Raw genomic sequence first — 25616 nt, forward strand, 5'->3', positions numbered from 1 at the left:
TGGATTGCCGGCCCGGCTTCGGCGTTCACAGATACCGCAACCAGGCCAGGTCGCGTCGCCGTGCCTTGAACCGTGCGAACATCCGCGTTGGTGGATACAGCACCACCGCCAGCGCGCAGGCCACCAGCAGCAGGCCAGCCACCGAGTCCAGTGCATACAGGCAACCGTGGGTCGGGCCCCAGGTTTTCAGCGCGGCCAGGTACAACAGCTTCAGCACGTACAGGTGCAGCAGGTAGAAGAACATCGGCGCTGCGCCGATATCGGCCAGCGGCTTCAGCGCACGCGCCAGCGGCGGCCACTCGTACAGTCGCAACAGCAGCAGGCCCACGCCCAGGGTCAGCAGCAGGAACTGCAGCGACGGCGGGTACTTGGTGATGTTGAACACGCTCATCCACGTGCGCAGCGTGGTCTGCTGGTACTGCCAGGGTGCATCGCCATAGTCGTTGGCGAAGCGCAGCAGGGCGAAGGCCGTCAGCGCGCCCAGCCCGGCCCACAGCAATCGCTGCCGGCGCTGTTCCGGATCGCTGCCGGCGCCGAACCACGGCGCCATCAGGTAGCCCAGCGCGATCACCCCGATCCATGGCAGCACCGGGTAGGAGGTACGCAGGCGCAGTGCTCCCGCCTCGATCCAGTCGCGCTGGTGCAGTACTTTCCACAGCACCGGGAGGGCGCTGTCGCCCTGTACGCGTACGCCATCCAGCAGGTTGTGGCCAACCACCAGCGCCACCGCCAGTACTGCCAGCACCGGCCGCGGCAGCCACAGCAGGCCGGCCAGCGCGATCATGCTCAGGCCGATCGCCCAGATCACCTGCAGGTACACCGTGTCCGGCGGCCACTGGAAGGTCCAGGCGAAGTTGACCAGGGTCAGTTCCAGCACCACCAGGAACAGGCCGCGCTTGAGCAGGAAGGCGGCGATGGCGCGGCGCGGGTCGGCCTGGCGCTGGCCGTACAGCCACGCCGACAGGCCGGTCAGCAGCACGAACACCGGTGCGCACAGGTGGGCCAGCAGGCGGCAGGCGAACAGGGCGGGGGACACGCTGGCCACGTCCATCGGGTCGCTCACCTGGTACTGCAGGAAGAACGTCTCGCGGACGTGGTCGAGCAGCATCAGCAGCATCACGGTGCCGCGCAGCTGGTCGATGGAGGCCAGCCGGGATGAGGCGGAAGGGGGCATGCAATGGAGCGGGTGCGGATCAATCGAAAGTTATAACATATCGATTGCATGGTGCCCACTCGGGCTTTGCCGCATCGGCTGGCTGGCGGTGCCGGTGCGGGCCTGTGTCTGTTCCATGCTCGGCCCCATCCTTTGGCACGCTGGACTTGCTGGCCCCTGAACGCTAGCGTGCAAGGGATTTTTTGCCAGCAGGGGCTTTCATGAACCATGACGCTGCGCCCAAGCAGCTCACTTTCCGCGCGGTGGTCCTTGCCATCGTGCTGGCGGTGGTGCTGTCGGCCGCAAACGCCTACCTCGGTCTGTTCGCAGGCCTGACCATCGCCACCGCGATTCCCGCCGCGGTCATTTCCATGGGCGTACTGCGCCTGCTGGGTGGCGGTTCCATCCTTGAGAACAACATCGTGCAGACCGGCGCTTCGGCCGGTTCGTCGATCGCCGCCGGTGTGATCTTCACCATCCCCGCGCTGGTGATCATGGGCTACTGGCCGGACTTCAAGTACTGGTGGGTGCTGGGCATCGCCGGTCTCGGCGGCCTGCTGGGCGTGCTGTTCTCGGTGCCGCTGCGCCGCTCGATGATCGTCGAAGACCCGCTTCCGTTCCCGGAAGGCAAGGCCGCGGCTGAAGTGCTCAAGGCCGGTGAGAACCCCGGCCCGGGCCTGAAGATCCTTGGCCTGTCGGCGGTGATCGGTGCGTTCGTCAAGCTGGCCGCGGAAAGCGGCATGCGCCTGATCCCCGACGCCTGGGCCACTTCGGCCTACGTCGGCAGTTCCAAGATCACCGCGTTCATCGGTACCAACCTGTCGCCGGCGCTGCTGGGCGTGGGCTACATTGTCGGCCTCAACGTCGGCATCGTGGTGGTGTCCGGCTCGATCCTGACCTGGCACATCGCCATTCCGATCTACCAGGCGTTCTTCATGAACACCGATCCGGCGCTGGCCGCCTCGATCGCCACCGCTTCGTCCACCGAAGCGGCGTTCGCCATCTGGGGTGCGAAGATGCGTTACCTGGGCGTCGGCGCCATGCTGATCGGTGGTATCTGGACCTTGATCTCGCTGCGCAAGTCGCTGCTCAACGGCGTCAAGAGCGGCTTTGCGGCCGCGCGCAAGAGCGGTGGCCCGGTACTGGCGCACACCGAGCGCGACCTGCCGATGAAGTGGATGCTGGTGGCCCTGGTGGTGTTCACCCTGCCGCTGCTGGCGCTGTACCAGGCCATCGTCGGCCAGTGGCACGTGTCGATCCCGATGACCCTCATCATGATCGTCGCCGGCTTCCTGTTCGTTTCGGTGTCGGCCTACCTGGCCGGCCTGATCGGCTCGTCCAACAACCCGGTCTCGGGCATCACCATCTCCACCATCCTGTTCGCGTCGGCGGTGCTGGTGCTGCTGCTGGGCAAGGACGGCCTGCAGCCGGTCGGTGCCTTCGGTGCGCCGCTGGGTGCGGTGGCCGCGATCATGATCGGCGCGGTGGTGTGCTGTGCCGCCGCCGTGGGTGGCGACAACCTGCAGGACCTCAAGGCCGGCTACATCGTCGGTGCCACCCCGTGGAAGCAGCAGCTGATGCTGGGCATCGGCGCGTTCTCGTGCGCGCTGATCATGGCCCCGGTGCTGAACCTGCTGGCCACCGCCTACGGCATCGGCGTCAAGTCGGAGCTGCATCCGAATGCGCTGGCCGCACCGCAGGCGAACCTGATGGCGTCGGTGGCCAAGGGCCTGTTCGGCGGTGAGCTGCCGTGGACCTTCATCGGCATCGGTGCCGTGGTCGGTGCCGCCATCATCGCCTTCGACAGCTGGCTGAAGTCGCGCAACTCGCGTTTCCGCGTGCCGGTACTGGCCGCGGCGATCGGCATCTACCTGCCGCTGGAACTGATGGTGCCGATCTTCCTCGGTGGCCTGATCTCCTACCTCGTCGAGCGCTTCCACAAGGTGCGCGCCGATGACGAAGAGGGCCGCGACCGCGTGCACAAGCCGGGCGTGCTGTTCGCTGCCGGCCTGATCACCGGTGAGGCGCTGATGGGTATCGCCATTGCCGTGCCGATCGTGGTCAGCAGCCGTGCCGACGTACTGGCCGTGCCGTTCCACCTGCCGGCCGCGCAGTGGATCGGCCTGGCCGTGCTGTTCCTGGTCGGCTGGCTGATCTACCGCACCGGCAAGCGCGCCGTGGCGTAAGGAATGGGGGCGGATCCCTTCCCAATGGGAAGGGCTCTGACCCCAGGTTCATCGCCGGTAACAGGGCCGGGGTCAGAGCCGATTCCGCTGGATTCGGATCCGGCCCCTGCGTTTCCCGCAAACCGCGCTACGGCGCGGTTTGCTATTTCTGGCGGCAGCTCAGCCACGGCCATGACCGATGGCCTTGGCAGGCCCGGCCGCGCAGGCCTACCATCGGTTTTTTGCCGTCCTGCGGAGACCCCGATGAAACTGCGTCATGCCCTGCTGCCACTGAGCCTGCTGGCTGCCCTGCCCAGCGTCGCCGCTGCCCGTGGCCTGGAAATCCGCGACATGGTGGCCATGGACCGCGTCTCCGCGCCGGTACTGACCGCTGACGGCGGCACCGTGGTGTTCGCCAAGCGCAGCACCGATGCCAACCTCAAGGCCAGCACCGCCCTGTTCGCGCGCAACCTGCGCACCCGCGATGCGGCGCCGCCGAAGCAGATCACCCCGGCTGGCTGGAACGTCAACTCCGCCTCGCTGTCGGCCGATGGCCAGACCGTGTACTTCCTCAGCGCCAAGAACGGCAGCCAGCAGCTGTACGCACAGCCGATCAGTGGCGGCGCCCCGCGCCAGCTGACCGATTTCCCGGTGGACGTGGACAGCTACCACGTGTCGCCGCAGGACGACCGCGTGCTGTTCAGCGCCGGCGTATTCCAGGCCTGTGCCTCGGACCTGGCCTGCACCGAAAAGAAGCTCAAGGACGTGGAAGGCGCCAAGGCCAGCGGCAAGGTCTTCGATTCGCTGTTCGTGCGCCACTGGGATACCTGGAACGACGGCCGTCGCAACACCCTGTTCGTCGCGCCGTTGCCGGCAGCCAAGGCCGGTGCGGTCAAGGGCGCATCGGCGCTGAGCGCGACCATCGATGGCGATGCTCCGTCCAAGCCGTTCGGTGGCAATGATGATTTCGCGTGGTCGCCGGATGGCAGCAGCGTGGTCGCCAGCATCCGCGTGGCCGGCAAGCAGGAGCCGTGGTCGACCAACTTCGACCTGTACCGCTTCGATGCCGCCGGCAAGCAGGCGCCGGTCAATCTGACCGCCTCCAACCCGGCCTGGGATGCCGGCCCGGTGTTCAGCACCGACGGCAAGACCCTGTTCTACCGCGCGATGAAGCGCCCGGGCTTCGAAGCCGATCGCTTCGGCCTGATGGCGATGGACCTGGCCAGCGGCAAGACGCGCGAGATCGCTCCGCAGTGGGACCGTTCGGCTGGTGGCATCGCCCTGTCCGCTGACGGCACCAGCATCTACACCACTGCCGATGACCTCGGCGAGCACCCGCTGTTCCAGATCGATGTGGCCAGCGGCAAGGCGACCAAGCTGATCGGCGACGGCAGCGTCACTGCTGTGGACGTGGCCGGCAACAGCGTGGCGATCACCCGCAACAGCCTGAAGAGCAACGACCAGGTGCTGGTCGGCCTGCTGCCGGCCGCTGGCGAGCCGATCGGCGCGCTGCGCGCGCTGACCCCGGCCGCTGGCGAGGTGCTGAAGGACGTGTCCTTCGGCGACTACGAGCAGTTCGAGTTCAAGGGCTGGAACAACGACACCGTGCACGGTTACGTGGTCAAGCCGCACAACTACCAGGAAGGCAAGTCGTACCCGGTTGCGTTCCTGATCCACGGTGGCCCGCAGGGCAGCTTCGGCAATGGCTGGAGCTACCGCTGGAATCCGCAGACCTATGCGGGCCAGGGCTACGCCGTGGTGATGATCGACTTCCACGGCTCCACCGGTTACGGCCAGGCTTTCACCGATGCGATCAGCCAGCACTGGGGCGACCGCCCGCTGGAAGACCTGCAGAAGGGCTGGAGCGCGGCGCTGAAGAAGTACGACTTCCTCAATGGTGACAAGGCCTGTGCACTGGGCGCCAGCTACGGCGGCTTCATGGTCAATTGGATCGCCGGCAACTGGAACAGCCCGTTCAAGTGCCTGGTCAACCATGACGGCGTGTTCGACCAGCGCATGATGGGTTACGCCACCGAAGAGCTGTGGTTCACCGAATGGGAGCAGGGCGGGACCCCGTACCAGAAGGCGGCGAACTACGAGAAGTTCAATCCGGTCAACCACGTGGCTGACTGGAAGAAGCCGATCCTGGTGATCCACGGCCAGCAGGACTTCCGCATTCCGGTCGAGCAGGGCCTGGCCGCGTTCACCGCTGCCCAGCGCCAGGGCATCGAGTCGAAGTTCCTGTACTTCCCGGACGAAAACCATTGGGTGCTGAAGCCGAACAACAGCATCCTGTGGCATGACACCGTCAACGCCTGGCTGAAGCAGCACATCGGCAACTGATGTAGCGCCGAGGGGTCGGATCCCTTCCGCACGGCGGAAGGGCTCTGACCCCGCCATCGACTGTCCCTGGGGTCAGAGCCCTTTCGCATGGCGAAAGGGATCCGACCCCGAACAAGAGCGCCTGCATGCCCTCGACTGCCCTGATCCAGAACGACATTGTCGTTTTCGGCCTGATCGCCGCCACTCTTGGCGCCGTGTTCTGGACCGCCTCGCGCGAGCAGGGCCTGTGGAAGCGCTTCTATACCTTTGTGCCGGCGCTGTTGCTGTGTTACCTGCTGCCGGGCATCTACAACACGTTCGGCCTGATCGACGGGCAGAACACCAAGCTGTACAACCCCATCGCGCGTGACATCCTGCTGCCGGCGGCGCTGATCCTGTTGACCCTGGCGGTGGACATCAAGGGCATTCTGCGGCTGGGGCCGAAGCTGGTGCTGATGTACCTGGGGGCCTCGGCCAGCATCATGCTGGGTGCGGTGGTGGCGTTCCTGGTGATGCGTGCGATCCATCCCGATACCGTCGCCGGCGACACCTGGGCCGGCATGGCGGCACTGGCCGGCAGCTGGATCGGCGGCGGTGCCAACATGCTGGCCATGCGCGAGGTGTTCGATGTCAACGCGACCACCTTCGGACAGTTCGCGGTGGTCGATGTGGGGGTTGGCTACGTGTGGACGGCGGCGTTGATCTTCCTGGCCGGGCGCGCGGCGAAGATCGATGCACGCAGCGGTGCCGATACCTCCGCCATCGACGAGCTGAAGGAGCGCATCGCGCGCTTCCAGGCCGAGCACGAGCGCATTCCCAGCCTGGCCGATCTGATGCTGATCGTAGCCGTGGCCTTTGGTGGCGTCGGCCTGGCCCATGCCATCGGCGCGCCGCTGGCGGCCTGGTTCAAGGTCCACGTCAGCTGGGCATCGCAGTTCAGCCTGGATGCGCCGTTCGTGTGGGTGGTGGTGCTGTCGACCACGCTCGGCCTGGGCCTGAGCTTCACCCGTGCACGTACGCTGGAAGGCGCGGGCGCCTCGCGCCTGGGTTCGCTGCTGCTGTACTTCCTGATCGCCTGCATCGGCATGCAGATGGATCTGCTGGCGTTGCTGGACCGCCCGTGGGTGTTCCTGCTCGGCATCATCTGGATCAGCGTGCACATTGCACTGCTGTGGTGCCTGGGCAAGCTGCTGAAGGTGCCGTTCTTCTACTTCGCCATCGGTTCGCAGTCGAACATCGGCGGCCCGGCCTCGGCACCGGTGGTGGCCGCCGCGTTCCATCCAGCGCTGGCGCCGGTAGGCGTGCTGCTGGGCACGATGGGCTATGCCACCGGCACCTATCTGGCGTATGTGGTCGGCATCACCCTGCGCGCCCTGGCGGGGCAGGGTTGATCCGGGTTGCCGGCCAGCGGCCGGCACTACAGTAGATCCACGCCATGCGTGGATGGCGCGGACGAAGGTCCGCACCCACCGGCGGTTACGCCACCGGCAAACCGCGTTCGATCAACCACGCTTTTGCGTCTTCCGCATCCTGCTCAAACCACGCTTTCGTCGACCCCAATCGATACGTATACCCCCACGCATCCATGTCGGCCATCAGTCGCTCGCTGCCGACGCCGGGCAGGTGCCCGGCCAGCACGATCTGCAGGTAGCAGGTGGCGTCTTCCTCCGGCACGGAGTCGGTGGCATCGGTATGCACCAGCGCGCGCCGCTCCGACGGCAGCACGATCAGATGGCAGGCTTCGTGCAGCATCGAGTGCACCGGCGTGTCATCGCGCACGTACACGTCGCTGGCGATGATGCCGGCCTCGGGCTCGCCCCAGTAACTGCCGGGGATCGGTTCGCCGGCCGCAACGTGGTGCAGGCGCAGCTCATGCGCAGCGAGCAGGCGCTGCGCATCGGCGAAGGCGATGTCGCCGACGCGGGTAACGTTCGGTTCGGGCGTGGTATCAGTCATGCGGGTCAGGCAGCCCCGCCCATGCAGGCACGGGCGGGGCAGGGGGTCAGGGTTTGTCCGGGCCTTCAGGCAGCGCCACGGAGATGTCCAGCACGTCGTGCTGGCCATCCTTGACCAGGTCCACCTTCACTGCATCGACGTCGATGTTGACGTACTTCTTGATCACTTCCAGCAGCTCGCGCTGCAGCAGTGGCAGGTAGTCGGGACCGCCGCGGTGGCTGCGCTCCTGCGCGATGATGATCTGCAGGCGGTTCTTGGCGGTTTCGGCGGTGGTCTTCTTCGCTTTGAGGAAATCAAACAGGCCCATGCTTACCCTCCGAACAGCTTGCTGAAGAAGCCCTTCTTCTCGACGTTGGTGAAGCGCATCGGGCGTTCTTCGCCGAGGATGCGCGCGACGGCGTCGTCATAGGCCTGGCCGGCAGCGGATTCGCCGTCCAGGATGACCGGCTCGCCCTTGTTGGAGGCATTGAGCACGTCGCCCGATTCGGGGATTACGCCGATCGCCTTCAGGCCAAGGACCTCCTCGACGTCGGCGATGCTGAGCATCTCGCCGCTTTCCACGCGCACCGGGGTGTAGCGGGTCAGCAGCAGGAAGGCCGGCACGTCCTGGCCGGATTCGGCCTTGTGGGTCTTCGAGTCGAGCAGGCCGATGATGCGGTCCGAGTCGCGTACCGAGGACACTTCCGGGTTCACCACCACCACCGCGCGGTCGGCGAAGTACATCGCCAGGAAGGCGCCCTTCTCGATGCCGGCCGGGGAGTCGCAGATGATGTAGTCGAAGCCGTCGGCGGCCAGGTCCTTCAGGACCTTGCCCACGCCTTCCTGGGTCAACGCATCCTTGTCGCGGGTCTGCGAGGCAGCCAGCACGAACAGGTTGTCGAAGCGCTTGTCCTTGATCAGGGCCTGCTTGAGGGTGGCTTCGCCGTGCACGACATTGACGAAGTCGTACACCACGCGGCGTTCGCAGCCCATGATCAGGTCAAGGTTGCGCAGGCCGACGTCGAAGTCGATCACCGCCACCTTCTTGCCACGCTTCGCCAGGCCGCACGCAAGGCTGGCGCTGGAAGTGGTCTTGCCGACGCCGCCTTTGCCGGAGGTGACTACGATGATTTCAGCCAAAGGACTTCTCCTGATGATTCTGTTTGAGGTGCTGCGTCAGTCCAGCGCAGCGATCTTGATCTGGTCCTGTTCCAGCCACACCTGCACGGCCTTGCCGCGCAGGGTTTCCGGGACATCGTCCAGCACCTTGTAATGGCCTGCAATGGCGACCAGTTCCGCATGGAAATCACGGCAGAAAATGCGTGCCGCGGTGTTGCCCTGGGCCCCCGCCAGCGCACGGCCGCGCAGGGTTCCGTAGATATGGATGCTGCCATCGGCGATGACCTCGGCGCCGGCGCCGACGGTAGCCATCACGGTCAGGTCGCAGTTTTCCGCATACAGCTGCTGGCCCGAACGCACGTTGCCCAGCTGCATGCGCCCCGGCTGTGGCGCGGCGGCATCGGCAGCCTTGCCCATCGGCGTGGCCGGTGCCGCTGCCGGAGCGGCCTTCGCCTCGGCCCGCGCGGCACGCCGCGGTTCCGGTGCGGGTGCCGGCGGCGGGGCTGGCTCTGCCTCGGCGCGCTCGTACTGGGCGCGGAACTTGGCCAGCAGCGGCAGGCCGAGCTGCTGCGAGAGCAGGTCCACCGCGCTGGTGCCATAGGCCAGTGCCACCGGCAGTACGCCGGCACCGCGCAGGCCATCCACCAGCGCCTGTGCCGTCGCCACGTCGGGCACCTGGCTGAGGCCGCCGAAGTCGAGGATCACCGCCGCCCGGCCGAACAGCTTCGGCGCACGGCTCACCCGTTCCTGCATTTCCTGCACGAGGCGTTCAACATCAAGGGTGCGGATGCGCAGGTTGGCGATGCCCACCTGGCCGATCTTCAGTTCACCGGCCTGTTCGTAATCGAAATTCACCGCCACGCTCAAGTCCCCGTCGACCGGTGTGCCTGCGCCGGCAACTGCCGGTCGCGTGCCCACGCCACATCGGGCAGCTTGCCGCCATAGGTTTCGTTCACCCACGGGAAGCTGCACAGTTCCTTGGCCAGCATGCTGGCCCGCACGTCCACCTGCGGCATGGTGTTCTGGCCCAGCTCGCGGAAGCCGAAGCTGCCGTGGAAGAGCAGGGCGGCATCGGCGCCGTGGTCCAGGAACACCTCGCAGGTCATCTGCGGGTAGCGCAGTTCGGCGAAGCTCTGCGCGTCGGCATAGAACGCACGGCCGACGCCACCACCGCGGCGGCGGCTGGCGACCACGATGCGGTCGATATAGAAGAAGGGGGTGTTCAGGTGTTGCTTGAACCAGGCGAAATTGCTGCTGTCGTGCTGGCTGTCGCTGCCGAAGCCGATCAGGAAGCCGGCCAGGTTGCCGTCGCGCTCGGCGACGCGGAAATACTCAGCGGTTGCATAGAACAGGCGCAGGCGCTCGGCATCCAGGGGAAGGATGGCCAGGCCAGCATTGTTGTTCAAAGCCAGGACGGAATCGAGCTCGTGCTCGCGCACGTCGCGGATGACAATCGACATTGTGACTCCGTGGGGTAACGCGGTTGGTCCATTACAAGACCCTGCGCACGATTATTGCATGCCCGGGGTGGGCTGCGGCATGAACAGGGGGATATGCCCAAGCATGACTTTCGGCGCTTGGGAGCAGCCACACACAGGCTACGATGGGTGATGCTGGCCCGACTCAACCACAATGCGATGCTGCGCTACTCCGGGTTGTTCACCTGGGGCACCGTCGGCCTTTGGCTTGCGATCTACCTGATCGACCCGGTGTCGCTGACGCTGGAGAGCCTGGACGGCGAGGCCGGCTTCCGGATCATTCCCTGGGCCTCGGCCTACCTGGCCTTCGGCTTCGTGTACTGGGTGCTGACCCGCTCGCTGGGCGAAAGCCGGCCCGGCTTCTTCGACCATGCCGCGCTGATCCTGCTGACCGGCTGCGCGATCGGCGTGAGCTATTTCTCCGGCACCGCGCTGGGCAGCATCCTGTTGATGGTGGTGGCCGGCCTGCTGCCCTGGCTGCTGGGCCCGCGCATTGGCGTGGTGTGGCTGGTGGCCAGCAACCTGGCCGTGCTGCCGGTCTACATCCAGCCACTGGGCTTCCCGCCGGTCATTGCCGTGCTGCAGGCCGTCGGCTACATGGGCTTCTCCAGCTTCGTGTTCGTGATCGCGCTGGTGGCCCGCCGCCAGGCCGAGGCGCGCGAGGAGCAGCGCCGGCTCAATGCCGAGCTGCGCGCCACCCGTGCGCTGCTGGCCGAAAGCGCGCGGGTGAACGAGCGCACCCGCATTTCGCGCGAACTGCATGACCTGCTGGGCCATCAGCTGACCGCGCTGACCCTGAACCTGGAAGTGGCCGGCCACCTGGCCGAGGGCCAGGCGCTGGAGCACGTGAAGCGCTCACATGCCCTGGCCAAGCTGCTGCTGGGCAACGTGCGCGAGGTGGTCAGCCAGCTGCGCGAGACCGGCGCCATCGACCTGGCCGCTGCCCTGCGTCCGCTGACCGAGCACGTGCCTTCGCTGGACATCCAGCTGGAGATCGAGGAGCCGCTGAACGTGGAAGACCCGCAGCGGGCCCATGTGCTGCTGCGCTGCACCCAGGAGATCATCACCAACACGGTGCGCCATGCCGGCGCCCGCCACCTGTGGCTGCGGGTGTACCGTGAGGTCCCGGACCTGGTGGTAGTGGAGGCCCGCGACGACGGTGTCGGGGCGGAAACGGTCAATGTGGGCAATGGTTTGCGCGGCATGCGCGAACGCCTGCAACAATGTGGAGGCCAGCTGCAGGTGGAGACCCGCCCCGGCGAAGGCTTCCAGCTGCGGGCGACGGTACCGGCAACGGTACTGGCGGCCCTTACCCAGGTTCCTGAAGGAGTGCGTTGATGATTCGCGTCTGCCTGGTCGACGACCAAACCCTGGTGCGGCAGGGGATCCGCTCGCTGCTGGCGCTCGACGACGGCATCGAAGTGGTGGCCGAGGCCGCCGATGGCCGCCAGGCGGTCGAGCTGATCCCGCAGATCCGTCCGGACGTGGTCCTGATGGACATGCGCATGCCGGTGATGTCCGGGCTGGAGGCGCTGCAGGTGCTGTCACGGCAGGAACAGCTGCCGCCGACCATCATCCTGACCACCTTCGACGATGACCAGCTGGTGCTGGCCGGGCTGAAGGCCGGCGCCAAGGGCTACCTGCTCAAGGATGTGACCCTGGCGCAGCTGGTCGGGGCGATCCGCACGGTGGCCGATGGCGGTTCGCTGGTGCAGCCGGCGGTGACCCAGCGCCTGCTGTCCGGGCTGGAGCACATGCGCAACGACTTCGTCAGCCTGGACCGCCCCGACCCGCTGACCGACCGTGAGACCGAGATCCTGCGGCTGATGGCCAGCGGTTTCTCCAACAAGGAGATCGCCAATTCGCTGGGGGTCGCCGAGGGCACGATCAAGAACCATGTGTCCAACATCCTCTCCAAACTGGGCGTGCGCGACCGGACGCGTGCGGTGCTGAAAGCGTTTGAACTCCAGTTGGTGTAAGGAAAATCCTTTAACGACAAAGACTTGGCATGCAGTCCGGGCCCGGATTCAGGGTTGCCCCCTGTTTGCCCCCTACTTGCCGGGTACGCGGATGCGTTACCCTTCGAATTCTTTGTGCATACAAATGCGCAGCCGGCACGGAAACCGGTGCGCCAATCCCGATAACCAATGCCCGCGAAGCCTGCTAGGATTGGCGCTTCGCTTCAATCAACCCGGCCGTGGGATCGGCCCCGGAGACTCTCTGAATGACCCGTATTATCGAGTTCCTGATCGCCTTGGGGATCGTGGCTGGCCTGTTCGTCATCATTGGCGTCTGTCTGCCGGGCGAGCGTCACATCACCGAAAGCATCGAGACCAACCGCAAGATGACGATCGTGTACGACACGGTCAGCAGTCTGCGCCGCTTCAAGGACTGGAACCCGCTGGTACTGCGCGATCCCGCCGTTGAACTGAAGCTGTCCGGCCCGGCCTCCGGCGTCGGTGCCACTCTCGACTTCACTTCCAAGGACCTGGGCACCGGTTCCTGGAAGGTGACCGAAGCCGAAGAGAACAAGCGTGTTGTGATCGCCGTCGACGATGCCTCCAAGGGTCACGACAAGGTCACCACCTTCACCCTGGAGCCGACCGGCAAGGGCGGTCGCAACGTCAAGATCACCCAGGACTACTCGGTGAAGTACGGCTTCGACCTGTTCGGCCGCTACGCAGGCCTGTATGTCAGCCGCCAGATCGGCGATGACATCAAGATGGGTCTGTCGCGCATGGCGAACATGCTGGCCACCGTGCCGAATGTCGACTACCGCACTTCCGAAGCTCCGCTGACCGATCTGGGTATCGTCGATGTCCCGGCCGAGGACCTGCTGGTCGTCACCGCCGGCAACGTCGATCGTGGCCAGGACTCCATCACCAAGTCCATCAAGGACAACCAGGAGTGGATCAAGCGCGTGATCGAGGCCAATGGCCTGGAAGCCGCTGGCCCGCTGCGTATCATCACCACCGATTTCGGCGCTGAGAAGTACGCCTTCGACATCGCCCAGCCGGTGAAGAAGAAGGGTGCCGAAGGTGTGCCGGCCGAACAGCTGACCGTCAAGATCGACGGTGGTGCTCCGGTCAAGTACGTCCGCGTTGCTCCGCACCGTTCGGCACATGCGGCCTACACCGGCCACATGGCGGGTCTGGACGTTGCCCGCAGCGCCCTGCGCGCCTGGGCCGTGACCTCGGGCAACGAAGTCATCGACCGTCCGTACGAAACCTGGAAGGACGGCGTGGACAAGTCGTTTACCCCGGAAGCGACGTACGACATCTACTGGGCCGTCAAGTAAGCCTCGGCTGACCCATGTAGTGTTGGACACGAAAACGCGCCGCTTCCTGCGGCGCGTTTTTTTTCATCCCGAGCCCGGTGTCGGGCATTGCGCAAGGAGCTGTCATGTTCAATTCCGAACGACGCGCGCGTAAACCGTCGTTGCTGGCCTGCCTGGGGGCGCTGCTGGCAGCTGCCTCGATCGGCCTCTCGGCGTATGCCGCGCATGGCGTGTCCGATCCGCTGGCGCAGCAGCACCTGAACATGGCGGCGTTGTACGCCTTTGCCCACGGAGCGGTACTGGCCGCCCTCGGTCCGCGCGCGCAGGGCGCGATCGCGCATCTGGCGTTGTACGTGTTGCTGCTGGGCGTGCTGCTGTTCTCCGGCAGCCTGCTGGGCGGTGCGCTGTGGCAGTGGCCGACGCGACTGGCGCCGGTAGGTGGCACCACGCTGATGGCCGGATGGGTGCTGCTGGCGATCAACGCGCTGCGGCGCTAGCCGCAACGCCCAAGCACTGGTAGCGCCGGGCCACGCCCGGCGTCGAGCGCAGCGACCCGCGTCTGCCTTTTCTCTCCTGTTCCATTCCGTGGCGAACGCCCCCGGAACAATTCCGGGACGCGGGTGGGATGAGCTTGCGGGGGTGTAAGCCGCATGGATGCGGCGCCCAAGCCTCCAGGGATGGATTTACGGCGGCCCCCGCAAGTTCATCCCGCCCGCGGCCATGCGCGGACTGCTCCAGGCCTTCGCCACGAGGGGCTCAGCCGTTGGCCGGTTTCCAGCACCAGTGCCACGGTTCGTAGACGATCCCATGCGGGTTGTCGCGCGGATAGCTCAGATGGAACCCGTGCGCTCCGGCATTGGCCTGCAGCCACGCAAACGCCGCCGTCGCCTCGAAGGTCTCTTCTGCCGGCGCGTCCCCCGGTGTGCCGATGTCCAGTGCGTGACCACTGTGGTGTTCGCTGAATCCTGGCGCAGCATTGACCTGCAGGATCTGCGGCACACGCTGCCCGCGCGCCAGCTTGCGTTCGAAAATGCCGAGCTGATATGCGTGGCTGCGGAAGCCGGAGATCGCGTCCAGTGCAATGCCATCCCGCGCGGCATGCAGACGCATCCGTCGCCAACCCTGCGCGGCACCGCGGCGCAGCCACAACGGGCGCGCGAAGCGGTCACGTCCGGCGAAGTGCAGCAGGCAGGGCTCGGCCTCCAGCGCCAGCCCACTGTCCTGCGCATAGCGCTGCATATCCAGGCCCAATTGCTGCAGGCGCTGTTGCAGGCCGGCCAGCGGCAGCCACTGCGTTTCCAGTGCAGAGCCAAACGGCCGTGACCGCGCGCCATCCAGCAACGCCAGCGCTTCCTCCACACCCGGTTCGCGTGGCAGGCGCGGCACCAGCGAGTGCACGCCGTGTGCCAGTACCGCCGCCAGGTAGCGGCCATCCTGCTTGCGCCGCAATACCCATTGCGCGCGCGCCAGCAGGCGGGCGTCGAGATTGCTGCGCGCGCGCAGCAGCGGCGCTGGCCACAGTTCGACGGTCTCGGTGTTGATTAACAGTGGAGTGGTGCGGTGCATCGATCCAGCTTACTGCCGTGGCGCCGTGGCGGCCACCTTGCGCAGCGCTTCCAGCAGCGCCTGCGGGCGCTCCAGGCTGAGCAGCAGGGTGCTGCCGCCGCGCACCGGAATCACCAGCGTGCGCGCGCGGTCGGTGACCAGGGCAAAGCCCTTGCCGCCGCCCTGCAGGCGGAAGTGCCCGGAGTAGAAGCCGGGCATGCTGTAGCCGTTGGTCTTGAAACGGATGCCGTAGCGGCGATCACGGCCCAGATCCACCACCTCGGCCTGGTCCAGCAGCATGTCCGCGATGGGAGTGCTGCGGCGGTACAGCGTCGAACGCACGTCCAGTACGTCATCTGCCAGCTCCACCCGCCGGCGGAAAAACGCCCAGCCAAGGCCGACGCCCATCAGCACGATCACCGCCAGGCTCCATGCCGCGCTGCCACCCATCAGGAAAAACGGGGGCGACAGCGTGACCTCCATCCAGGGAGCGTCGGTGCGGCTGTCGTGCAGCTGCGACCAGATGCCGACGCCCAGTACCGCCAGCAGTGGCAGCAGTACCCACAGCACCCGCAGCGAGGAGCTTTCGGCAACGTCGAACGGACGTGGATCACTGCCGCTCATCGTTGCGACTCCACCCAATGCGCGACGTCATCGATCAGCTGCCCATCGACGTGGCCCGGCTGCGCGTATTCCTTCAATGAACTGGAGCCGCTGCCGGCGATGCCGATGTGGTTGAGGGCAGGGTAGGCCTTCCATTGCACGTCCGTGCGATCGGCCAAGGCTTTTTTCCACAGTGCCCAATCCGTTTCCGGTACCTGGAAGTCGCGGCCGCCGTGCAGCATCAGCAGTGGCCTGTTCAGTGCCACCGCATCGCCACGAGCGTTCACCGCTTCGATGCTTTTCCAGAACGCCTGCGGCACGCCCAGAGGCAGTTCGCTGGCGGCTGCAGGCGTGTCGCTGCGGGCGGCGGCGATCTGCGCGGCCAGCCTGTCCAGAAAGGCTTGTTCCGGCGCACTGATCGAGCCGTCCAGCGACAGCAGGTAGCGGTTCTGCTCGGGCAGCAGTTCAAGCAACGTGCGCGCCGGCGCGGCCCACAGGATCGCGCCGCGCGCCTGTGGCCAGCGGCTGGCGATGCGCGGGGCGAGCATGCCGCCCTGGCTGTGGCCGAGCACGAAGATCCGCTTGCCGTCGATGCGTGGGTCCACCACCAACGCGCTCAGCGCGGCGACGGCGTCGTCGATGGTCTCGTCATCAACGTTGAAGCTGCTGCTCTGGAAGTCCTGTGGACGGGCATGGGTGCGCTTGTCGTAGCGCAGCACTGCGATGCCCTGTGCGGCCAGGCCGCGGGCGATGTCCAGGAACGGGCGGTTGCCACCGATGGTTTCGTCGCGATCCTGCGGGCCGGAACCGTGCACCAGCACCACCGCCGGGAACGGTCCTTTGCCCTTGGGTAGGGATAGTGTGCCGGGCAGCGCACCGCGCGCCTGCGGCACGCTGAAATCGGCTTCGCTGTAGTTCGCGTCGGCCGGCGGCGGCGGTGCCTTGGCGGCCGGGGCCGGGCGCAGCAGCAGACCCGCTACTTTGTCCTGCGCGTTCACCGCCACCTGCGCGATCACCGCGCCACTGGCGAACTGCAGCGGTACTTCCACCAGGTGCAGGCCCTGCTGCTGGCTGCTGTGCGCCGGTCCGCGCTGCTTCAGTTCACCCAGCGACTGCCACAGGCCCTGCAGCTTGTCGGCAGGCACGGCCGCGGCCATCTGCGGGGTCAGCATGGCTTCGGCATCGGCGATCCTCCCCGCCTGCAGGTGATCGAGCAGGCGGGCTGCGACCTGCTGCGGTTCACCCGCGCCTGCACTGGCGGACAACAGGGCGAGGGAAACAGCAAGCAACGAACGGCGTGCGCTCATGGTCACAGCTCCTTCTTGAACACCAGCAGGGCCGGGCGCATCGGTGCCGGGACGATGATGTTGACCAGTTCCCAGCCCAGCTGGCCCTGGCGGCTGAGTTCGGCCTGGATGTCGTCGGCTTTCTGCAGGCCCATCATGGTGGTCTTCACCTCGACGGTCAGGTAGCTCCAGCGCTTGCTCATTCCTTGTCCTCCGGCGATGGCTTGGGTTTCGGCAGGCGTCCTGCCTTGCGCAGTGCGTCGCGCAGCACGTATTCGATCTGCGCGTTGAGGCTGCGCAGTTCATCGTCCGCCCAGCGCTGCGCGGCCGCCAGGACCTCGGCGTTGATGCGCAGCGGATAGGCTTTTTTCTCGCTCATGCAGACTCCTGGCGGGGCGGTGGGGCGCCCCGTTGCGAGGGTGGCTCAGTACAGCGAGCCGGTGTTGACGACCGGCTGCGTGCCGCGGTCCGAGCACAGCACGGTCAACAGGTTGCTGACCATGTGCGCCTTGCGCTCCTCGTCCAGCTGCACCACGCCGTTCTTCTGCAGCTCGGCCAGCGCCATCTCGACCATGCCGACCGCGCCGGCGACGATGCGCGTGCGTGCGGCAATGACCGCGTTGGCCTGCTGCCGCTGCAGCATCGCCTGGGCGATTTCAGCGGCGTAGGCAAGGTGACTGATACGCGCATCGATCACCTGCACGCCGGCATCGGCCAGGCGCTCGGCCAGTTCGTTCTTCAGGTGCTGGGAGATCTCGCTGGCGTGGCTGCGCAATGCCAGCTGGCCGTCCTCGTGCTGGTCGTAGGGATAGCTGGTGGCCATCGCGCGCAGCGCCGATTCGGACTGGATGTGCACGAAGCTCTCGTAGTCGTCCACGTTGTAAACCGCTTCGGAGGCGTCGACCACCTGCCAGACGATCACCGCGGCGATCTCGATCGGGCTGCCGTCCAGCTCGTTGACCTTCAGCTTGCCGCTCTCGAAGTTGCGCACGCGTTGGCTCACGCGGCGCTTGCTGAAGAAGGGATTGTTCCAGCGCAGGCCGTTGTCCTTGACGGTGCCCACGTACTTGCCGAACAGGCTGACCACCGCCGCCTGGTTGGGCTGCACGGTGTACAGGCCGGCCAGCGCGACCAGGGCCAGCGCGGCGATCAGCAGGCCGGCCAGGATCAGCAGCACATTGGGCGAGCCGGTGCTGGCCTTCGCCGCGACCCCGGCCACGAACAGGACGCCGCCGGCGAGGGCCACGACCAGGGACCCGGCGAGCGCGCCCAGGCCGTTGAGGGAGGACAGCGACTTCTCTTTCATGGCGGTACGTCCTTGAGGATTCGAAATGAAGATATCAAAGTGATATCACATTCGGGTTGCCGTTCGTCGGCTGGGCTTGCCCTGGCGCTGCGGCTGGACCGGCTAGAATGCCCACCCGCCTTCACATTGCCGCTGGAACCCCGCCATGGCCAAGCTTGGAACCCCGTTGTCCCCCTCCGCCACCCGCGTGCTGCTGCTGGGCTCGGGCGAACTTGGCAAGGAGGTGGCCATCGAGCTGCAGCGGCTGGGCGTGGAAGTGATTGCCGCCGACCGTTACGCCGATGCCCCGGCCATGCAGGTGGCACACCGTTCGCACGTGATCGACATGCTGGATGCGATGGCCCTGCGCCAGTTGATCGCGCAGGAGCAGCCGCACCTGGTGGTGCCGGAGATCGAGGCGATCCATACCGAGACCCTGGTGCAGCTGGAACAGGAGCAGGGCCTGCGGGTGATTCCGACTGCGCGTGCCGCACGCCTGACCATGGACCGTGAAGGCATTCGTCGCCTGGCCGCCGAGACCCTGGGCCTGCCGACCTCGCCGTACCGCTTTGTCGATACCGAGGCCGAGTACCGCGACGCCGTGGCCGCGATCGGCCTGCCGTGCGTGGTCAAGCCGGTGATGTCGTCCTCGGGCAAGGGCCAGAGCACGCTGCGCAGCGAGGCGGACATCGCCCCGGCCTGGGAGTATGCGCAGACCGGTGGCCGTGCCGGCGCCGGCCGCTGCATCGTCGAGGGTTTCATCGACTTCGATTACGAGATCACCCTGCTCACCGTACGCCACGCCGGTGGCACTTCGTTCTGCGCGCCGATCGGGCACCTGCAGAAGGATGGCGACTATCGCGAAAGCTGGCAGCCGCAGCCGATGTCGGACAAGGCACTGGCGCGTGCCGAGGAGATCTCGCGCGCGATCACCGACGACCTCGGTGGCTGGGGCCTGTTCGGTGTCGAGCTGTTCGTGAAGGGCGACGAGGTCTGGTTCAGCGAAGTATCGCCGCGTCCGCATGACACCGGCCTGGTGACGCTGGTATCGCAGGAGCTGAGCGAGTTCGCGCTGCATGCGCGGGCCATCCTCGGCCTGCCGATTCCGGTGATCCGCCAGAGCGGCCCGTCGGCCTCGTGTGCACTGCTGGCGCATGGCGAAGGCGTGCCGTACTTCAACAACGTCGCCGCCGCGCTGCAGGTGCCGGATACCGCCGTGCGCCTGTTCGGCAAGCCCAGCGTGCACGGCCATCGCCGTGTTGGCGTGACCCTGGCGCGTGCCGAAACCATCGACGAAGCACGCGCCATCGCGCGTGATGCGGCCGAGGCCATCGGCGTCGAACTGCGCCCGTAAATCGGTAGCGCCGGGCCATGCCCGGCGGCCGTTCAGCCGCGCCCGCACGCTCGGCGCGGCGATGCCGTCAGGCGCGGCGCCAGGGCAGCACGGTGACGTGGATGATGGCGATGATGCCCAGCACCGAGCCGTACAGCCACCAGGTGCCGAAGCGGTCCGCGTAGCCTTTCCAGCAGGCTACCGCGGCAGGAAGCAGGCCGATCAGCACGAACGGAATGAAATTGAAGGCCCAGTTTTGCCGGGCCACCACCAACAGCGCGATCATGGCGAAGACGCCAACGATGATCAGCAGGTTCCTTTTCAAGTGCGGCGGCTCCCCCTGCCGTTCCGTTGCGGGACTGTAACAAGAATGCAGGCGCGCGCAAGCCCGACAAGGCGATGCCGGTCGCCCTGACCGGCACCCTTCAGTCGACTGACAGTTGCCTCTACCGCACGTCCACCCACACCAGGTGGTGGTCGCTGCCGTCGGCGATCTTCGCTTCGGCACTTTCATTGGCCGGCCAGAACACGCCGCTGCCGAGGTACTCGAAACCGGTCGAGGGCAGCACGTAGTCCAGGCGCATGGTGCCGGACTTCGGGCCGAAATCGCCGGTGGCATGGAACGGTGCGCCCTTGCGGGTGATGCCCTTGGCCGCATAGGCCAGGCTGGTCTGCTCGGCGCCGACGCTGCGCGGGGTGGGGTAGCGCAGGACGCGGGCGTTCTCGATCAGTTCGACGATCGCCTCGTGGCGGCCATCACCATCGACCGGATCGTTGTTGAGGTCGCCAAGGATGACAAAGCGTGCATCCTGGGCCAGGCCGCCGCACTGGCCCTTGTCGTCGCACAACCACGGCTTTTCACCCTTGGACAGGTATTCCTGCCACAGGCGCAGTTCGTCGTGGTTGCGCGCGGCGTTGCGCTTTTCCGGGCCGTCGAACACCGGCGGCGTCGGATGCGAGACCAGCGCGTGCACCACGCCGGCCGGGGTCTTCACCGGCACGTCCCAATGCGACTTCGACGACAGCCGCAGCTGCGACCAGACGCTGTCGTTGTAGAAGCTCTTGCCGGTACGCGGATCGATCGGGCGGATCGCGCCGGGCATCGCACTCCACTTCAGCAGCTGGAAGCTGCGCACCTTGGCTTCGTCGATCGGGTAACGCGACAGCACCAGCATGCCGTACTGGCCCGGGTGCAGGCCGTAGCCCCAGGCGTCGTTGCCGCGACCGCGCCCTTCACCACCGACCACGCCGTTGTTGTCCAGGTCCAGGCCGCTGGGCACGCCGGTGTTCACCGGTGCCAGGTAGCGGTAGGCGAAGTGCAGCGGCTTGCCGCCACCGGGCTGGGCCACTTCCAGGTAGCGCTTCTGGAACAGGTCGGCAGCGCGATGGGCGTCGTCGAAATCGAATTCGTTCAACAGCACCAGGTCAGGGCGCGCCTGCTGCAGTACCGCGGCGATCTTGCGCGCGTGTTCGCTGTCGCCTTCCAGCTCGGCGATCAGTCCGCCGGCTTCGTCCGAATACAGCGAGGTGTTGTAGGTGGCCAGGCGCAGCGCTGCAGACGGTTTTTCGGTCATCGCGGGGGACGTGGCGAAGGCGGGAGCGGCGGCGCCACAGAGCAGGGCCAGGCCGAGGATCAGGGGTTTGGCGTTCATGGGCCGTATTGTGCACCCGGCCCGGTGTCAGTGGTTTGTCAGCGTCCGTCCAGATCGTCATCGAAATCATGCCAGCGGCGGCCGTCGTAGGCCTCCAGCGGGCGATAGCGCCGCTTGTAGTCCATCTTCTGGTGCTCACGTATCCAGTAGCCCAGGTACAGATGTGGCAGGCCCTCGCGGCGGGCCCACTCCAGCTGCTGCAGGATCGCGAAGGTGCCCAGCCCGCGCGCAGCATGGGCGGGGTCGAAGAAGGTATAGACCGCCGACAGGCCGTGCTCGGTCACATCGGTCACCGCCACGCCCAGCAGCTGGCTGGGCTGGCCATCGTGGCCGGGCAGGCGCATTTCCATGAAGCGTGTGTGCGACCAGCTGCCGATCAGGAACTGCTCGAACTCGTGCGGGCCGTGGTCGTCCATGCCGCCTTTGGCATGACGATGTACCAGGTAGCGGTGGTACAGCTCGAACAGATCCTCTCGCGGCATGGCTGCAGTGATGCGCACTTCCAGGTCGGCATTGCGGGCGGCGCAGCGGCGCTGGCTGCGGTCGGGGGCGAAGCGCGCCACCGGGATACGCACGGCGACGCAGGCGTGGCAGTTCGCACAGTGCGGGCGATAGACCAGATCACCGCTGCGGCGGAATCCCCAGCTCAGGGCCAGCGGATACAGCCCGCCGAGGCGACGGTCCTGCGGGTCCAGCACCAGATCGCGCGCGACCCGGTCCGGCCAGTACCCGCAGGGGTGCTCGCCGGTCTGGAACAGTCGCAGTTCGTCGTCTCTGTCGCCGTGTCTCGCCATGGGCACAGCATAGCCCCAGCCTGTCGCAATGGCGGCGACTGTCCGCCGGATGAATGGAACGGGCGGCTGCGTCAACCGAGGTCGTGGTCAGGCGTTGTTGTCCTCCGAGGGTGAGGTGTTCACCCCGATGCCAAATCCCATTCCCAGGAGTGACCCCATGATCCGTACCCCCCTGCTGCTGGCCCTGCTGCTCGGCACCTCCGCGACCGGTATCGCCTTGGCCGCCGACACCCCGGCTGCACCGGCACAGCGTCCGGCCAAGCTGGATACCAATGGCGATGGCGTCATCGACCGCAGCGAAGCGGCGGCCAACCCGCGCCTGGCCGCGAAGTTCGATGAGCTGGACAGGAACAAGGACGGCAAGCTCTCGCGTGATGAGCTGCCGCGCTGGAAGCATGGCCGCCATGGTGGTCGCGGCGGCGAGCGCTGGGCCAAGCTGGACGTGAACAAGGATGGCCGCATCAGCCGTGAGGAAGCCAAGGCCGATCCGCGCCTGGCCGAGCGTTTCGACCAGCTCGACCTCAACAAGGATGGTTACCTGGACAAGGCCGACCGCGAGCTGCGCATGAAGCAGCATCGTGATGCCTGGTTCGCCGCGGCTGACACCAACAAGGACGGCCAGTTGAGCAAGGCCGAGTTCGACGCCGCCAAGGGTCCGATGCATGGTGGCCCGCGCCATGGCGGCCCGCGTGACGGCGCCGCGCCGAAGCCGCAGCGCTGATTTTCAATGCAGTGATCGACGACAACGCCGGCGTGATGCCGGCGTTGTCCGTTACAGGCGGCCGCTGCGCGTCATCGTGTAGGCCAAGGCACCGATGACGATCAGGTTCACCACCATCATGCCGGTCAGGCCGTACATGGACTCGTACTTCCAGTTGATCCCGTGACGCCCACGCCGGGTTGCATCACGCGCGAGCAGCGGTGCCATGATACGCCGCAGTGTCACCAGGCACTGGTAGTTGACCACCACCAGGCCCAGTGCCAGCACCAGCAGCTGCGCCCACATCGGCGCCTGCAGCATTACGGTGAACAGGATGGCCAGGCACCAGCCCAGGCTCGTGCCCGTGCTGACATTGACGAAGCGGCGAACCTGCGCCTGCTCGGCGCCGGTCTCGGCGTACGACAGCAGGAAACGGCCGCCGAGATAGCTGCCGAGCGCGCCACCGGCGACGCCACCGATGATCGCAGCCCAGCTTGAGGCAGGCAGCATCTGCAGTTGGCCCAACGTGGCGGTCAACGATCCGAGCGCGGTACCGCCGGCAGCGCTGGCGCCACCGAGGCCGAGCTTGCTGCCACCTACGCCGACGCCGGTTCCCAGCAGGATCGCCGCGCTGGCGGTGCCGGGCGCGGCGATCATCACCATCGACACCACCGCCGTTGCGAACGCTGCACTCGGTGCGCTGCTGCGTGCGAATTCGCCGAAGCGAAGCAGCAGGCCCTCGCGTACCTGCGCACGGGCACGCGACAGGCGCTTGCGTACTGCCGCGTCGCTCAGCCCGAGCAGGTTGGCGACCTGCTGCGAATGCTGGCCTTCGCGGTAATACAGCAGGAGCACTTCGCGGCTGTCGGTGGGCAGGGCGGAGATGATGTTCTCGGCGGCGATTTCCTCTTCCAGCCGTTGCAGGCGATCGGCCGCGCCCGGGGTCGGATCCGCAGCCATGGTCAACGCCACTTCGGCAGCCTCGCCGCTCAGTGGTCGGCCGCGTTGCGCGCGCAGCCAGTCACGGGCGAGATTGCGGGTGATCTGCCGCAACCAGGGCAGGAAGCTGCTCGCGCTGCGCAGCTGGTGCAGCTGCTGCCAGCCTTTCACGAACGCTTCCTGGGCGATGTCCTCGCTGGCCTGGCGGTCGCCGGTGATGGCCAGGGCGATGGCGGTGACCGTGTTCTGGCAGGCCAGCACGATGCGCCCATAGGCATGCTGGCAGCCGCCGCTGGCGGCAGGCAGTTCGCGGTGCAGTGTGTCGTCGATGCTTGCGGCGAAGGTCGTCATGGCGGCGGGCTCCTGCAGGGATTGTGTCCCATGACGGAGGCGCGTGCGGAATGTGACCTGCCATTTTCCGGTAGCGCCGGGCCATGCCCGGCGGCTGTCTGCGGTTGCCGGCCAGCGGCCGGCACTACTTCGCCGGCTGGATGCGGACCCGGACTTCCTCTTCTTCCGGCGGTGCCGGTGCGGTCGGCTGGGCTTGCTGCGGCTGGGCCTGCGGGGCGGGCACCGGGGCGGCGGGGGCCGGGACACCGCGATGGCGCAGGCCGATCACCAGCGCCACGCCGGCGATCACCACCAGCAGGGCGATGCGGATGCGCCAGGCCCAGCTGCGACCACCTGTGCTTTCCTGCACGTCATCGCGGAAGGCGAATTCGGCGGTCGGATGATCACGGCGGGTGGTGTCGAGCAGCCGGGCGTCGCGCAGGATTTCGCGCGCGCGCGGCTGGTCGTCGGCACGCACGACCCAGACCGCCGGGTAGGCACCGGTATTGCCCAGGTCGGTATAGCTGAACTGGCCCCGGCGACGGGTCTTGTACGAGCGCCCGTTGGTGACCTTCACCTGGATGTCGTGGCTGCGCAGGAGCTCGGCCACGCCTTCCACGGTTTCCACGCGCTGGCTGCTGAAAATCTGACGCATCGGATCAATCCTTGGCCGGCACGGCGGCCGCTGCTGCCTGGTCCGGAACCACGCGGATCAAGCCTTCCTGGGCGGTGCTGGCAACCAGCACGCCATCACGGGTGAAGAACTGGCCGCGGGCCAGGCCGCGCGAGTCCTGCGCGCTGGGGCTGTCCAGCGAGTACAGCAGCCAATCGTCGGCGCGGAACGGGCGATGGAACCAGATCGCGTGGTCCAGCGAGGCCATCTGCACGTGCGGATGGTAGTAGCTGATGCCGTGCGGGAAGGTCGCTGTGCCCAGCAGGTGGAAGTCCGACGCGTAGGCCAGCAGCGCCTGGTGCAGCTCCGGTGCATCGCCTACACGCTCGCTCAAGCGCAGCCAGACCTGGTGGTAGGGCGGGCGCTTGGGCGGGTTCAGTTCATCGCGCGGATACACATGGCGGAACTCGAACGGACCACCGCGCGACAGCCAGCGCTGCACCTTGATCGGCAGGCGCTCAAGCACCTCCGCCGGCAGTGGCCTGTTCGGTTCGATGTCTTCCGGTTGCGGCACTTCGGGCATCTTGTGCTGGTGCTCGGCACCGGATTCGGCCTGCTGGAACGAGGCCGCACAGAAGAAGATCACCTTGCCATGCTGGATCGCGGTCACCCGGCGCACCGAGAAGCTGCCGCCGTCGCGGGTACGGTCGACGTCGTAGACGATCGGATGGTCGATGTTGCCGGCGCGCAGGAAATAGGCATGCAGCGAGTGCACATGGCGACCGTTGTCGACCGTGGCCTGTGCGGCCGCCAGGGCCTGGCCCAGCACCTGTCCGCCGAACACATACTTGGTGCCGATGTCGCGGCTTTGGCCGCGGAACAGGTTGTCCTCCAGCCGCTCCAGGGTGAGCAGATCGATCAGCTCGGAGACGACGGGTTCGGGCGTGTCGTTCAAGGGGGCGGCCACAGCGATGAAAGAGGGCCCGATTATACCGGTGCAGGCCGGCCCAACAGCGGTAGTACCGGCCGCTGGCCGGCAGCCTCGTGGTCCTCCCGGGATGCGTGCGGTTGCCGGCCAGCGGCCGGC

Annotated in this window: 27 protein-coding genes; 9 read left to right on the plus strand and 18 right to left on the minus strand. The window is 66.8% G+C overall.

Annotation, left to right across the window (positions count from 1 at the left end):
* Nucleotides 1-25: 25 nt before the first annotated feature.
* Nucleotides 26-1174, minus strand: a complete 1149-nt coding sequence (locus WKB25_RS04880; protein WP_340569022.1) for a heparan-alpha-glucosaminide N-acetyltransferase domain-containing protein — start codon at nucleotides 1172-1174, stop codon at nucleotides 26-28.
* A 200-nt stretch (nucleotides 1175-1374) separates the two neighbouring features.
* Here WKB25_RS04880 and WKB25_RS04885 point away from each other — a divergent pair, with 200 nt between their 5' ends.
* The 3 genes from WKB25_RS04885 (at nucleotide 1375) to WKB25_RS04895 (ending at nucleotide 7031) form a co-directional block, all read left to right on the plus strand.
* Nucleotides 1375-3339, plus strand: a complete 1965-nt coding sequence (locus WKB25_RS04885; protein WP_089239520.1) for an oligopeptide transporter, OPT family — start codon at nucleotides 1375-1377, stop codon at nucleotides 3337-3339.
* Between the two features lie 243 nt (nucleotides 3340-3582).
* A complete protein-coding gene (locus tag WKB25_RS04890) occupies nucleotides 3583-5661 on the plus strand; it encodes a S9 family peptidase (protein ID WP_340569025.1) in 2079 nt (692 codons plus the stop codon).
* 125 nt (nucleotides 5662-5786) lie between these two features.
* Entirely contained in the window at nucleotides 5787-7031 is a 1245-nt protein-coding gene (locus WKB25_RS04895) for a DUF819 family protein (RefSeq protein ID WP_340569027.1), read from the plus strand.
* A gap of 85 nt (nucleotides 7032-7116) precedes the next feature.
* On the opposite strand, the gene WKB25_RS04900 is transcribed toward WKB25_RS04895, so the two are convergent.
* Genes WKB25_RS04900 through WKB25_RS04920 form a run of 5 tightly spaced genes read right to left on the minus strand, consistent with a single transcriptional unit; the run spans nucleotide 7117 to nucleotide 10154 of the window.
* Complete coding sequence (locus tag WKB25_RS04900) at nucleotides 7117-7596, minus strand: hypothetical protein (RefSeq protein ID WP_340569028.1); 480 nt, start codon at nucleotides 7594-7596, stop codon at nucleotides 7117-7119.
* A gap of 46 nt (nucleotides 7597-7642) precedes the next feature.
* Nucleotides 7643-7903 carry a cell division topological specificity factor MinE gene (gene minE, locus WKB25_RS04905; protein ID WP_005408532.1) on the minus strand — a complete coding sequence of 87 codons (261 nt, stop codon included), beginning with the start codon at nucleotides 7901-7903 and terminating at the stop codon, nucleotides 7643-7645.
* Nucleotides 7904-7905: 2 nt separating this feature from the next.
* Nucleotides 7906-8715: a septum site-determining protein MinD gene (gene minD / locus WKB25_RS04910; RefSeq protein ID WP_099819368.1), complete on the minus strand. Its 810-nt coding sequence runs from the start codon at nucleotides 8713-8715 to the stop codon at nucleotides 7906-7908.
* A 36-nt stretch (nucleotides 8716-8751) separates the two neighbouring features.
* On the minus strand, nucleotides 8752-9555 hold the full coding sequence (minC, locus tag WKB25_RS04915; protein WP_100551839.1) for a septum site-determining protein MinC: 804 nt from the start codon (nucleotides 9553-9555) through the stop codon (nucleotides 8752-8754).
* 2 nt (nucleotides 9556-9557) lie between these two features.
* On the minus strand, nucleotides 9558-10154 hold the full coding sequence (locus tag WKB25_RS04920) for a GNAT family N-acetyltransferase (protein ID WP_340569030.1): 597 nt from the start codon (nucleotides 10152-10154) through the stop codon (nucleotides 9558-9560).
* Between the two features lie 150 nt (nucleotides 10155-10304).
* Here WKB25_RS04920 and WKB25_RS04925 point away from each other — a divergent pair, with 150 nt between their 5' ends.
* The 4 genes from WKB25_RS04925 (at nucleotide 10305) to WKB25_RS04940 (ending at nucleotide 13946) form a co-directional block, all read left to right on the plus strand.
* On the plus strand, nucleotides 10305-11510 hold the full coding sequence (locus tag WKB25_RS04925) for a sensor histidine kinase (RefSeq protein WP_340569031.1): 1206 nt from the start codon (nucleotides 10305-10307) through the stop codon (nucleotides 11508-11510).
* Nucleotides 11510-12151: a response regulator transcription factor gene (locus WKB25_RS04930; protein ID WP_025873873.1), complete on the plus strand. Its 642-nt coding sequence runs from the start codon at nucleotides 11510-11512 to the stop codon at nucleotides 12149-12151. The genes WKB25_RS04925 and WKB25_RS04930 overlap by 1 nt, the downstream gene beginning before the upstream one ends.
* Before the next feature lie 245 nt (nucleotides 12152-12396).
* Nucleotides 12397-13470, plus strand: a complete 1074-nt coding sequence (locus tag WKB25_RS04935) for an SRPBCC family protein (RefSeq protein ID WP_099819371.1) — start codon at nucleotides 12397-12399, stop codon at nucleotides 13468-13470.
* A 104-nt stretch (nucleotides 13471-13574) separates the two neighbouring features.
* On the plus strand, nucleotides 13575-13946 hold the full coding sequence (locus tag WKB25_RS04940) for a DUF423 domain-containing protein (protein WP_089239536.1): 372 nt from the start codon (nucleotides 13575-13577) through the stop codon (nucleotides 13944-13946).
* 259 nt (nucleotides 13947-14205) lie between these two features.
* Here the strand turns inward: WKB25_RS04940 and WKB25_RS04945 are convergent, their stop codons facing one another.
* From WKB25_RS04945 to WKB25_RS04970, 6 genes are read right to left on the minus strand one after another with little or no spacing between them, the layout of a single operon-like run.
* Nucleotides 14206-15015, minus strand: a complete 810-nt coding sequence (locus tag WKB25_RS04945; RefSeq protein ID WP_340569034.1) for a M15 family metallopeptidase — start codon at nucleotides 15013-15015, stop codon at nucleotides 14206-14208.
* A 9-nt stretch (nucleotides 15016-15024) separates the two neighbouring features.
* Nucleotides 15025-15618: a PH domain-containing protein gene (locus tag WKB25_RS04950; protein WP_340569035.1), complete on the minus strand. Its 594-nt coding sequence runs from the start codon at nucleotides 15616-15618 to the stop codon at nucleotides 15025-15027.
* Nucleotides 15615-16904, minus strand: coding sequence for an alpha/beta fold hydrolase (locus WKB25_RS04955; RefSeq protein WP_340569037.1), 1290 nt, complete (start codon nucleotides 16902-16904; stop codon nucleotides 15615-15617). The genes WKB25_RS04950 and WKB25_RS04955 overlap by 4 nt, the downstream gene beginning before the upstream one ends.
* Nucleotides 16905-16906: 2 nt before the next feature.
* Nucleotides 16907-17086: a DUF4177 domain-containing protein gene (locus WKB25_RS04960; RefSeq protein WP_165376544.1), complete on the minus strand. Its 180-nt coding sequence runs from the start codon at nucleotides 17084-17086 to the stop codon at nucleotides 16907-16909.
* Nucleotides 17083-17262 (minus strand): hypothetical protein, encoded by a 180-nt coding sequence (locus WKB25_RS04965; RefSeq protein ID WP_005412615.1) that lies wholly within the window; start codon nucleotides 17260-17262, stop codon nucleotides 17083-17085. Before WKB25_RS04965 ends, WKB25_RS04960 begins: the two co-directional genes overlap by 4 nt.
* A gap of 45 nt (nucleotides 17263-17307) precedes the next feature.
* Nucleotides 17308-18189, minus strand: a complete 882-nt coding sequence (locus WKB25_RS04970; protein WP_340569039.1) for an SPFH domain-containing protein — start codon at nucleotides 18187-18189, stop codon at nucleotides 17308-17310.
* Nucleotides 18190-18334: 145 nt separating this feature from the next.
* Between WKB25_RS04970 and purT the strand changes: the two genes are divergently transcribed.
* Nucleotides 18335-19522 (plus strand): formate-dependent phosphoribosylglycinamide formyltransferase, encoded by a 1188-nt coding sequence (gene purT, locus WKB25_RS04975; protein ID WP_100463899.1) that lies wholly within the window; start codon nucleotides 18335-18337, stop codon nucleotides 19520-19522.
* Nucleotides 19523-19589: 67 nt separating this feature from the next.
* Here the strand turns inward: purT and WKB25_RS04980 are convergent, their stop codons facing one another.
* The 3 genes from WKB25_RS04980 to WKB25_RS04990 all read right to left on the minus strand — a co-directional run bounded on the left by WKB25_RS04980 (nucleotide 19590) and on the right by WKB25_RS04990 (nucleotide 21947).
* Entirely contained in the window at nucleotides 19590-19826 is a 237-nt protein-coding gene (locus WKB25_RS04980; RefSeq protein WP_340569040.1) for a hypothetical protein, read from the minus strand.
* A gap of 121 nt (nucleotides 19827-19947) precedes the next feature.
* On the minus strand, nucleotides 19948-21153 hold the full coding sequence (locus WKB25_RS04985; RefSeq protein ID WP_340569041.1) for an endonuclease/exonuclease/phosphatase family protein: 1206 nt from the start codon (nucleotides 21151-21153) through the stop codon (nucleotides 19948-19950).
* Nucleotides 21154-21191: 38 nt separating this feature from the next.
* Complete coding sequence (locus tag WKB25_RS04990) at nucleotides 21192-21947, minus strand: arginyltransferase (RefSeq protein ID WP_049467687.1); 756 nt, start codon at nucleotides 21945-21947, stop codon at nucleotides 21192-21194.
* A 157-nt stretch (nucleotides 21948-22104) separates the two neighbouring features.
* Here WKB25_RS04990 and WKB25_RS04995 point away from each other — a divergent pair, with 157 nt between their 5' ends.
* Nucleotides 22105-22668: an EF-hand domain-containing protein gene (locus tag WKB25_RS04995; protein WP_340569042.1), complete on the plus strand. Its 564-nt coding sequence runs from the start codon at nucleotides 22105-22107 to the stop codon at nucleotides 22666-22668.
* A 51-nt stretch (nucleotides 22669-22719) separates the two neighbouring features.
* Here the strand turns inward: WKB25_RS04995 and WKB25_RS05000 are convergent, their stop codons facing one another.
* From WKB25_RS05000 to tesB, 3 genes are all read right to left on the minus strand, one after another.
* The gene (locus tag WKB25_RS05000) at nucleotides 22720-23937 is read right to left on the minus strand and encodes an RNA polymerase sigma factor (protein WP_340569043.1); all 1218 of its coding nucleotides are present in this window, start codon (nucleotides 23935-23937) and stop codon (nucleotides 22720-22722) included.
* A 124-nt stretch (nucleotides 23938-24061) separates the two neighbouring features.
* Entirely contained in the window at nucleotides 24062-24571 is a 510-nt protein-coding gene (locus tag WKB25_RS05005) for a pathogenicity-like protein (RefSeq protein WP_340569045.1), read from the minus strand.
* 4 nt (nucleotides 24572-24575) lie between these two features.
* Nucleotides 24576-25484, minus strand: coding sequence for an acyl-CoA thioesterase II (gene tesB, locus WKB25_RS05010; protein ID WP_089239560.1), 909 nt, complete (start codon nucleotides 25482-25484; stop codon nucleotides 24576-24578).
* Between the last annotated feature and the right edge of the window lie 132 nt (nucleotides 25485-25616).

This window comes from Stenotrophomonas sp. G106K1, from assembly GCF_037969685.1.
Taxonomy (GTDB): Bacteria; Pseudomonadota; Gammaproteobacteria; order Xanthomonadales; family Xanthomonadaceae; genus Stenotrophomonas; species Stenotrophomonas lactitubi.

Coding starts and splice junctions, on each gene's coding strand:
- WKB25_RS04880 (WP_340569022.1), bottom strand. CDS start 1,174: ATGCCCCCTTCCGCCTCATCCCGGCTGGCCTCCATCGACCAGCTGCGC.
- WKB25_RS04885 (WP_089239520.1), top strand. CDS start 1,375: ATGAACCATGACGCTGCGCCCAAGCAGCTCACTTTCCGCGCGGTGGTC.
- WKB25_RS04890 (WP_340569025.1), top strand. CDS start 3,583: ATGAAACTGCGTCATGCCCTGCTGCCACTGAGCCTGCTGGCTGCCCTG.
- WKB25_RS04895 (WP_340569027.1), top strand. CDS start 5,787: ATGCCCTCGACTGCCCTGATCCAGAACGACATTGTCGTTTTCGGCCTG.
- WKB25_RS04900 (WP_340569028.1), bottom strand. CDS start 7,596: ATGACTGATACCACGCCCGAACCGAACGTTACCCGCGTCGGCGACATC.
- minE (WP_005408532.1), bottom strand. CDS start 7,903: ATGGGCCTGTTTGATTTCCTCAAAGCGAAGAAGACCACCGCCGAAACC.
- WKB25_RS04920 (WP_340569030.1), bottom strand. CDS start 10,154: ATGTCGATTGTCATCCGCGACGTGCGCGAGCACGAGCTCGATTCCGTC.
- WKB25_RS04925 (WP_340569031.1), top strand. CDS start 10,305: ATGCTGGCCCGACTCAACCACAATGCGATGCTGCGCTACTCCGGGTTG.
- WKB25_RS04930 (WP_025873873.1), top strand. CDS start 11,510: ATGATTCGCGTCTGCCTGGTCGACGACCAAACCCTGGTGCGGCAGGGG.
- WKB25_RS04935 (WP_099819371.1), top strand. CDS start 12,397: ATGACCCGTATTATCGAGTTCCTGATCGCCTTGGGGATCGTGGCTGGC.
- WKB25_RS04940 (WP_089239536.1), top strand. CDS start 13,575: ATGTTCAATTCCGAACGACGCGCGCGTAAACCGTCGTTGCTGGCCTGC.
- WKB25_RS04945 (WP_340569034.1), bottom strand. CDS start 15,015: ATGCACCGCACCACTCCACTGTTAATCAACACCGAGACCGTCGAACTG.
- WKB25_RS04950 (WP_340569035.1), bottom strand. CDS start 15,618: ATGAGCGGCAGTGATCCACGTCCGTTCGACGTTGCCGAAAGCTCCTCG.
- WKB25_RS04955 (WP_340569037.1), bottom strand. CDS start 16,904: ATGAGCGCACGCCGTTCGTTGCTTGCTGTTTCCCTCGCCCTGTTGTCC.
- WKB25_RS04960 (WP_165376544.1), bottom strand. CDS start 17,086: ATGAGCAAGCGCTGGAGCTACCTGACCGTCGAGGTGAAGACCACCATG.
- WKB25_RS04965 (WP_005412615.1), bottom strand. CDS start 17,262: ATGAGCGAGAAAAAAGCCTATCCGCTGCGCATCAACGCCGAGGTCCTG.
- WKB25_RS04970 (WP_340569039.1), bottom strand. CDS start 18,189: ATGAAAGAGAAGTCGCTGTCCTCCCTCAACGGCCTGGGCGCGCTCGCC.
- purT (WP_100463899.1), top strand. CDS start 18,335: ATGGCCAAGCTTGGAACCCCGTTGTCCCCCTCCGCCACCCGCGTGCTG.
- WKB25_RS04985 (WP_340569041.1), bottom strand. CDS start 21,153: ATGAACGCCAAACCCCTGATCCTCGGCCTGGCCCTGCTCTGTGGCGCC.
- WKB25_RS04990 (WP_049467687.1), bottom strand. CDS start 21,947: ATGGCGAGACACGGCGACAGAGACGACGAACTGCGACTGTTCCAGACC.
- WKB25_RS04995 (WP_340569042.1), top strand. CDS start 22,105: ATGATCCGTACCCCCCTGCTGCTGGCCCTGCTGCTCGGCACCTCCGCG.
- WKB25_RS05000 (WP_340569043.1), bottom strand. CDS start 23,937: ATGACGACCTTCGCCGCAAGCATCGACGACACACTGCACCGCGAACTG.
- WKB25_RS05005 (WP_340569045.1), bottom strand. CDS start 24,571: ATGCGTCAGATTTTCAGCAGCCAGCGCGTGGAAACCGTGGAAGGCGTG.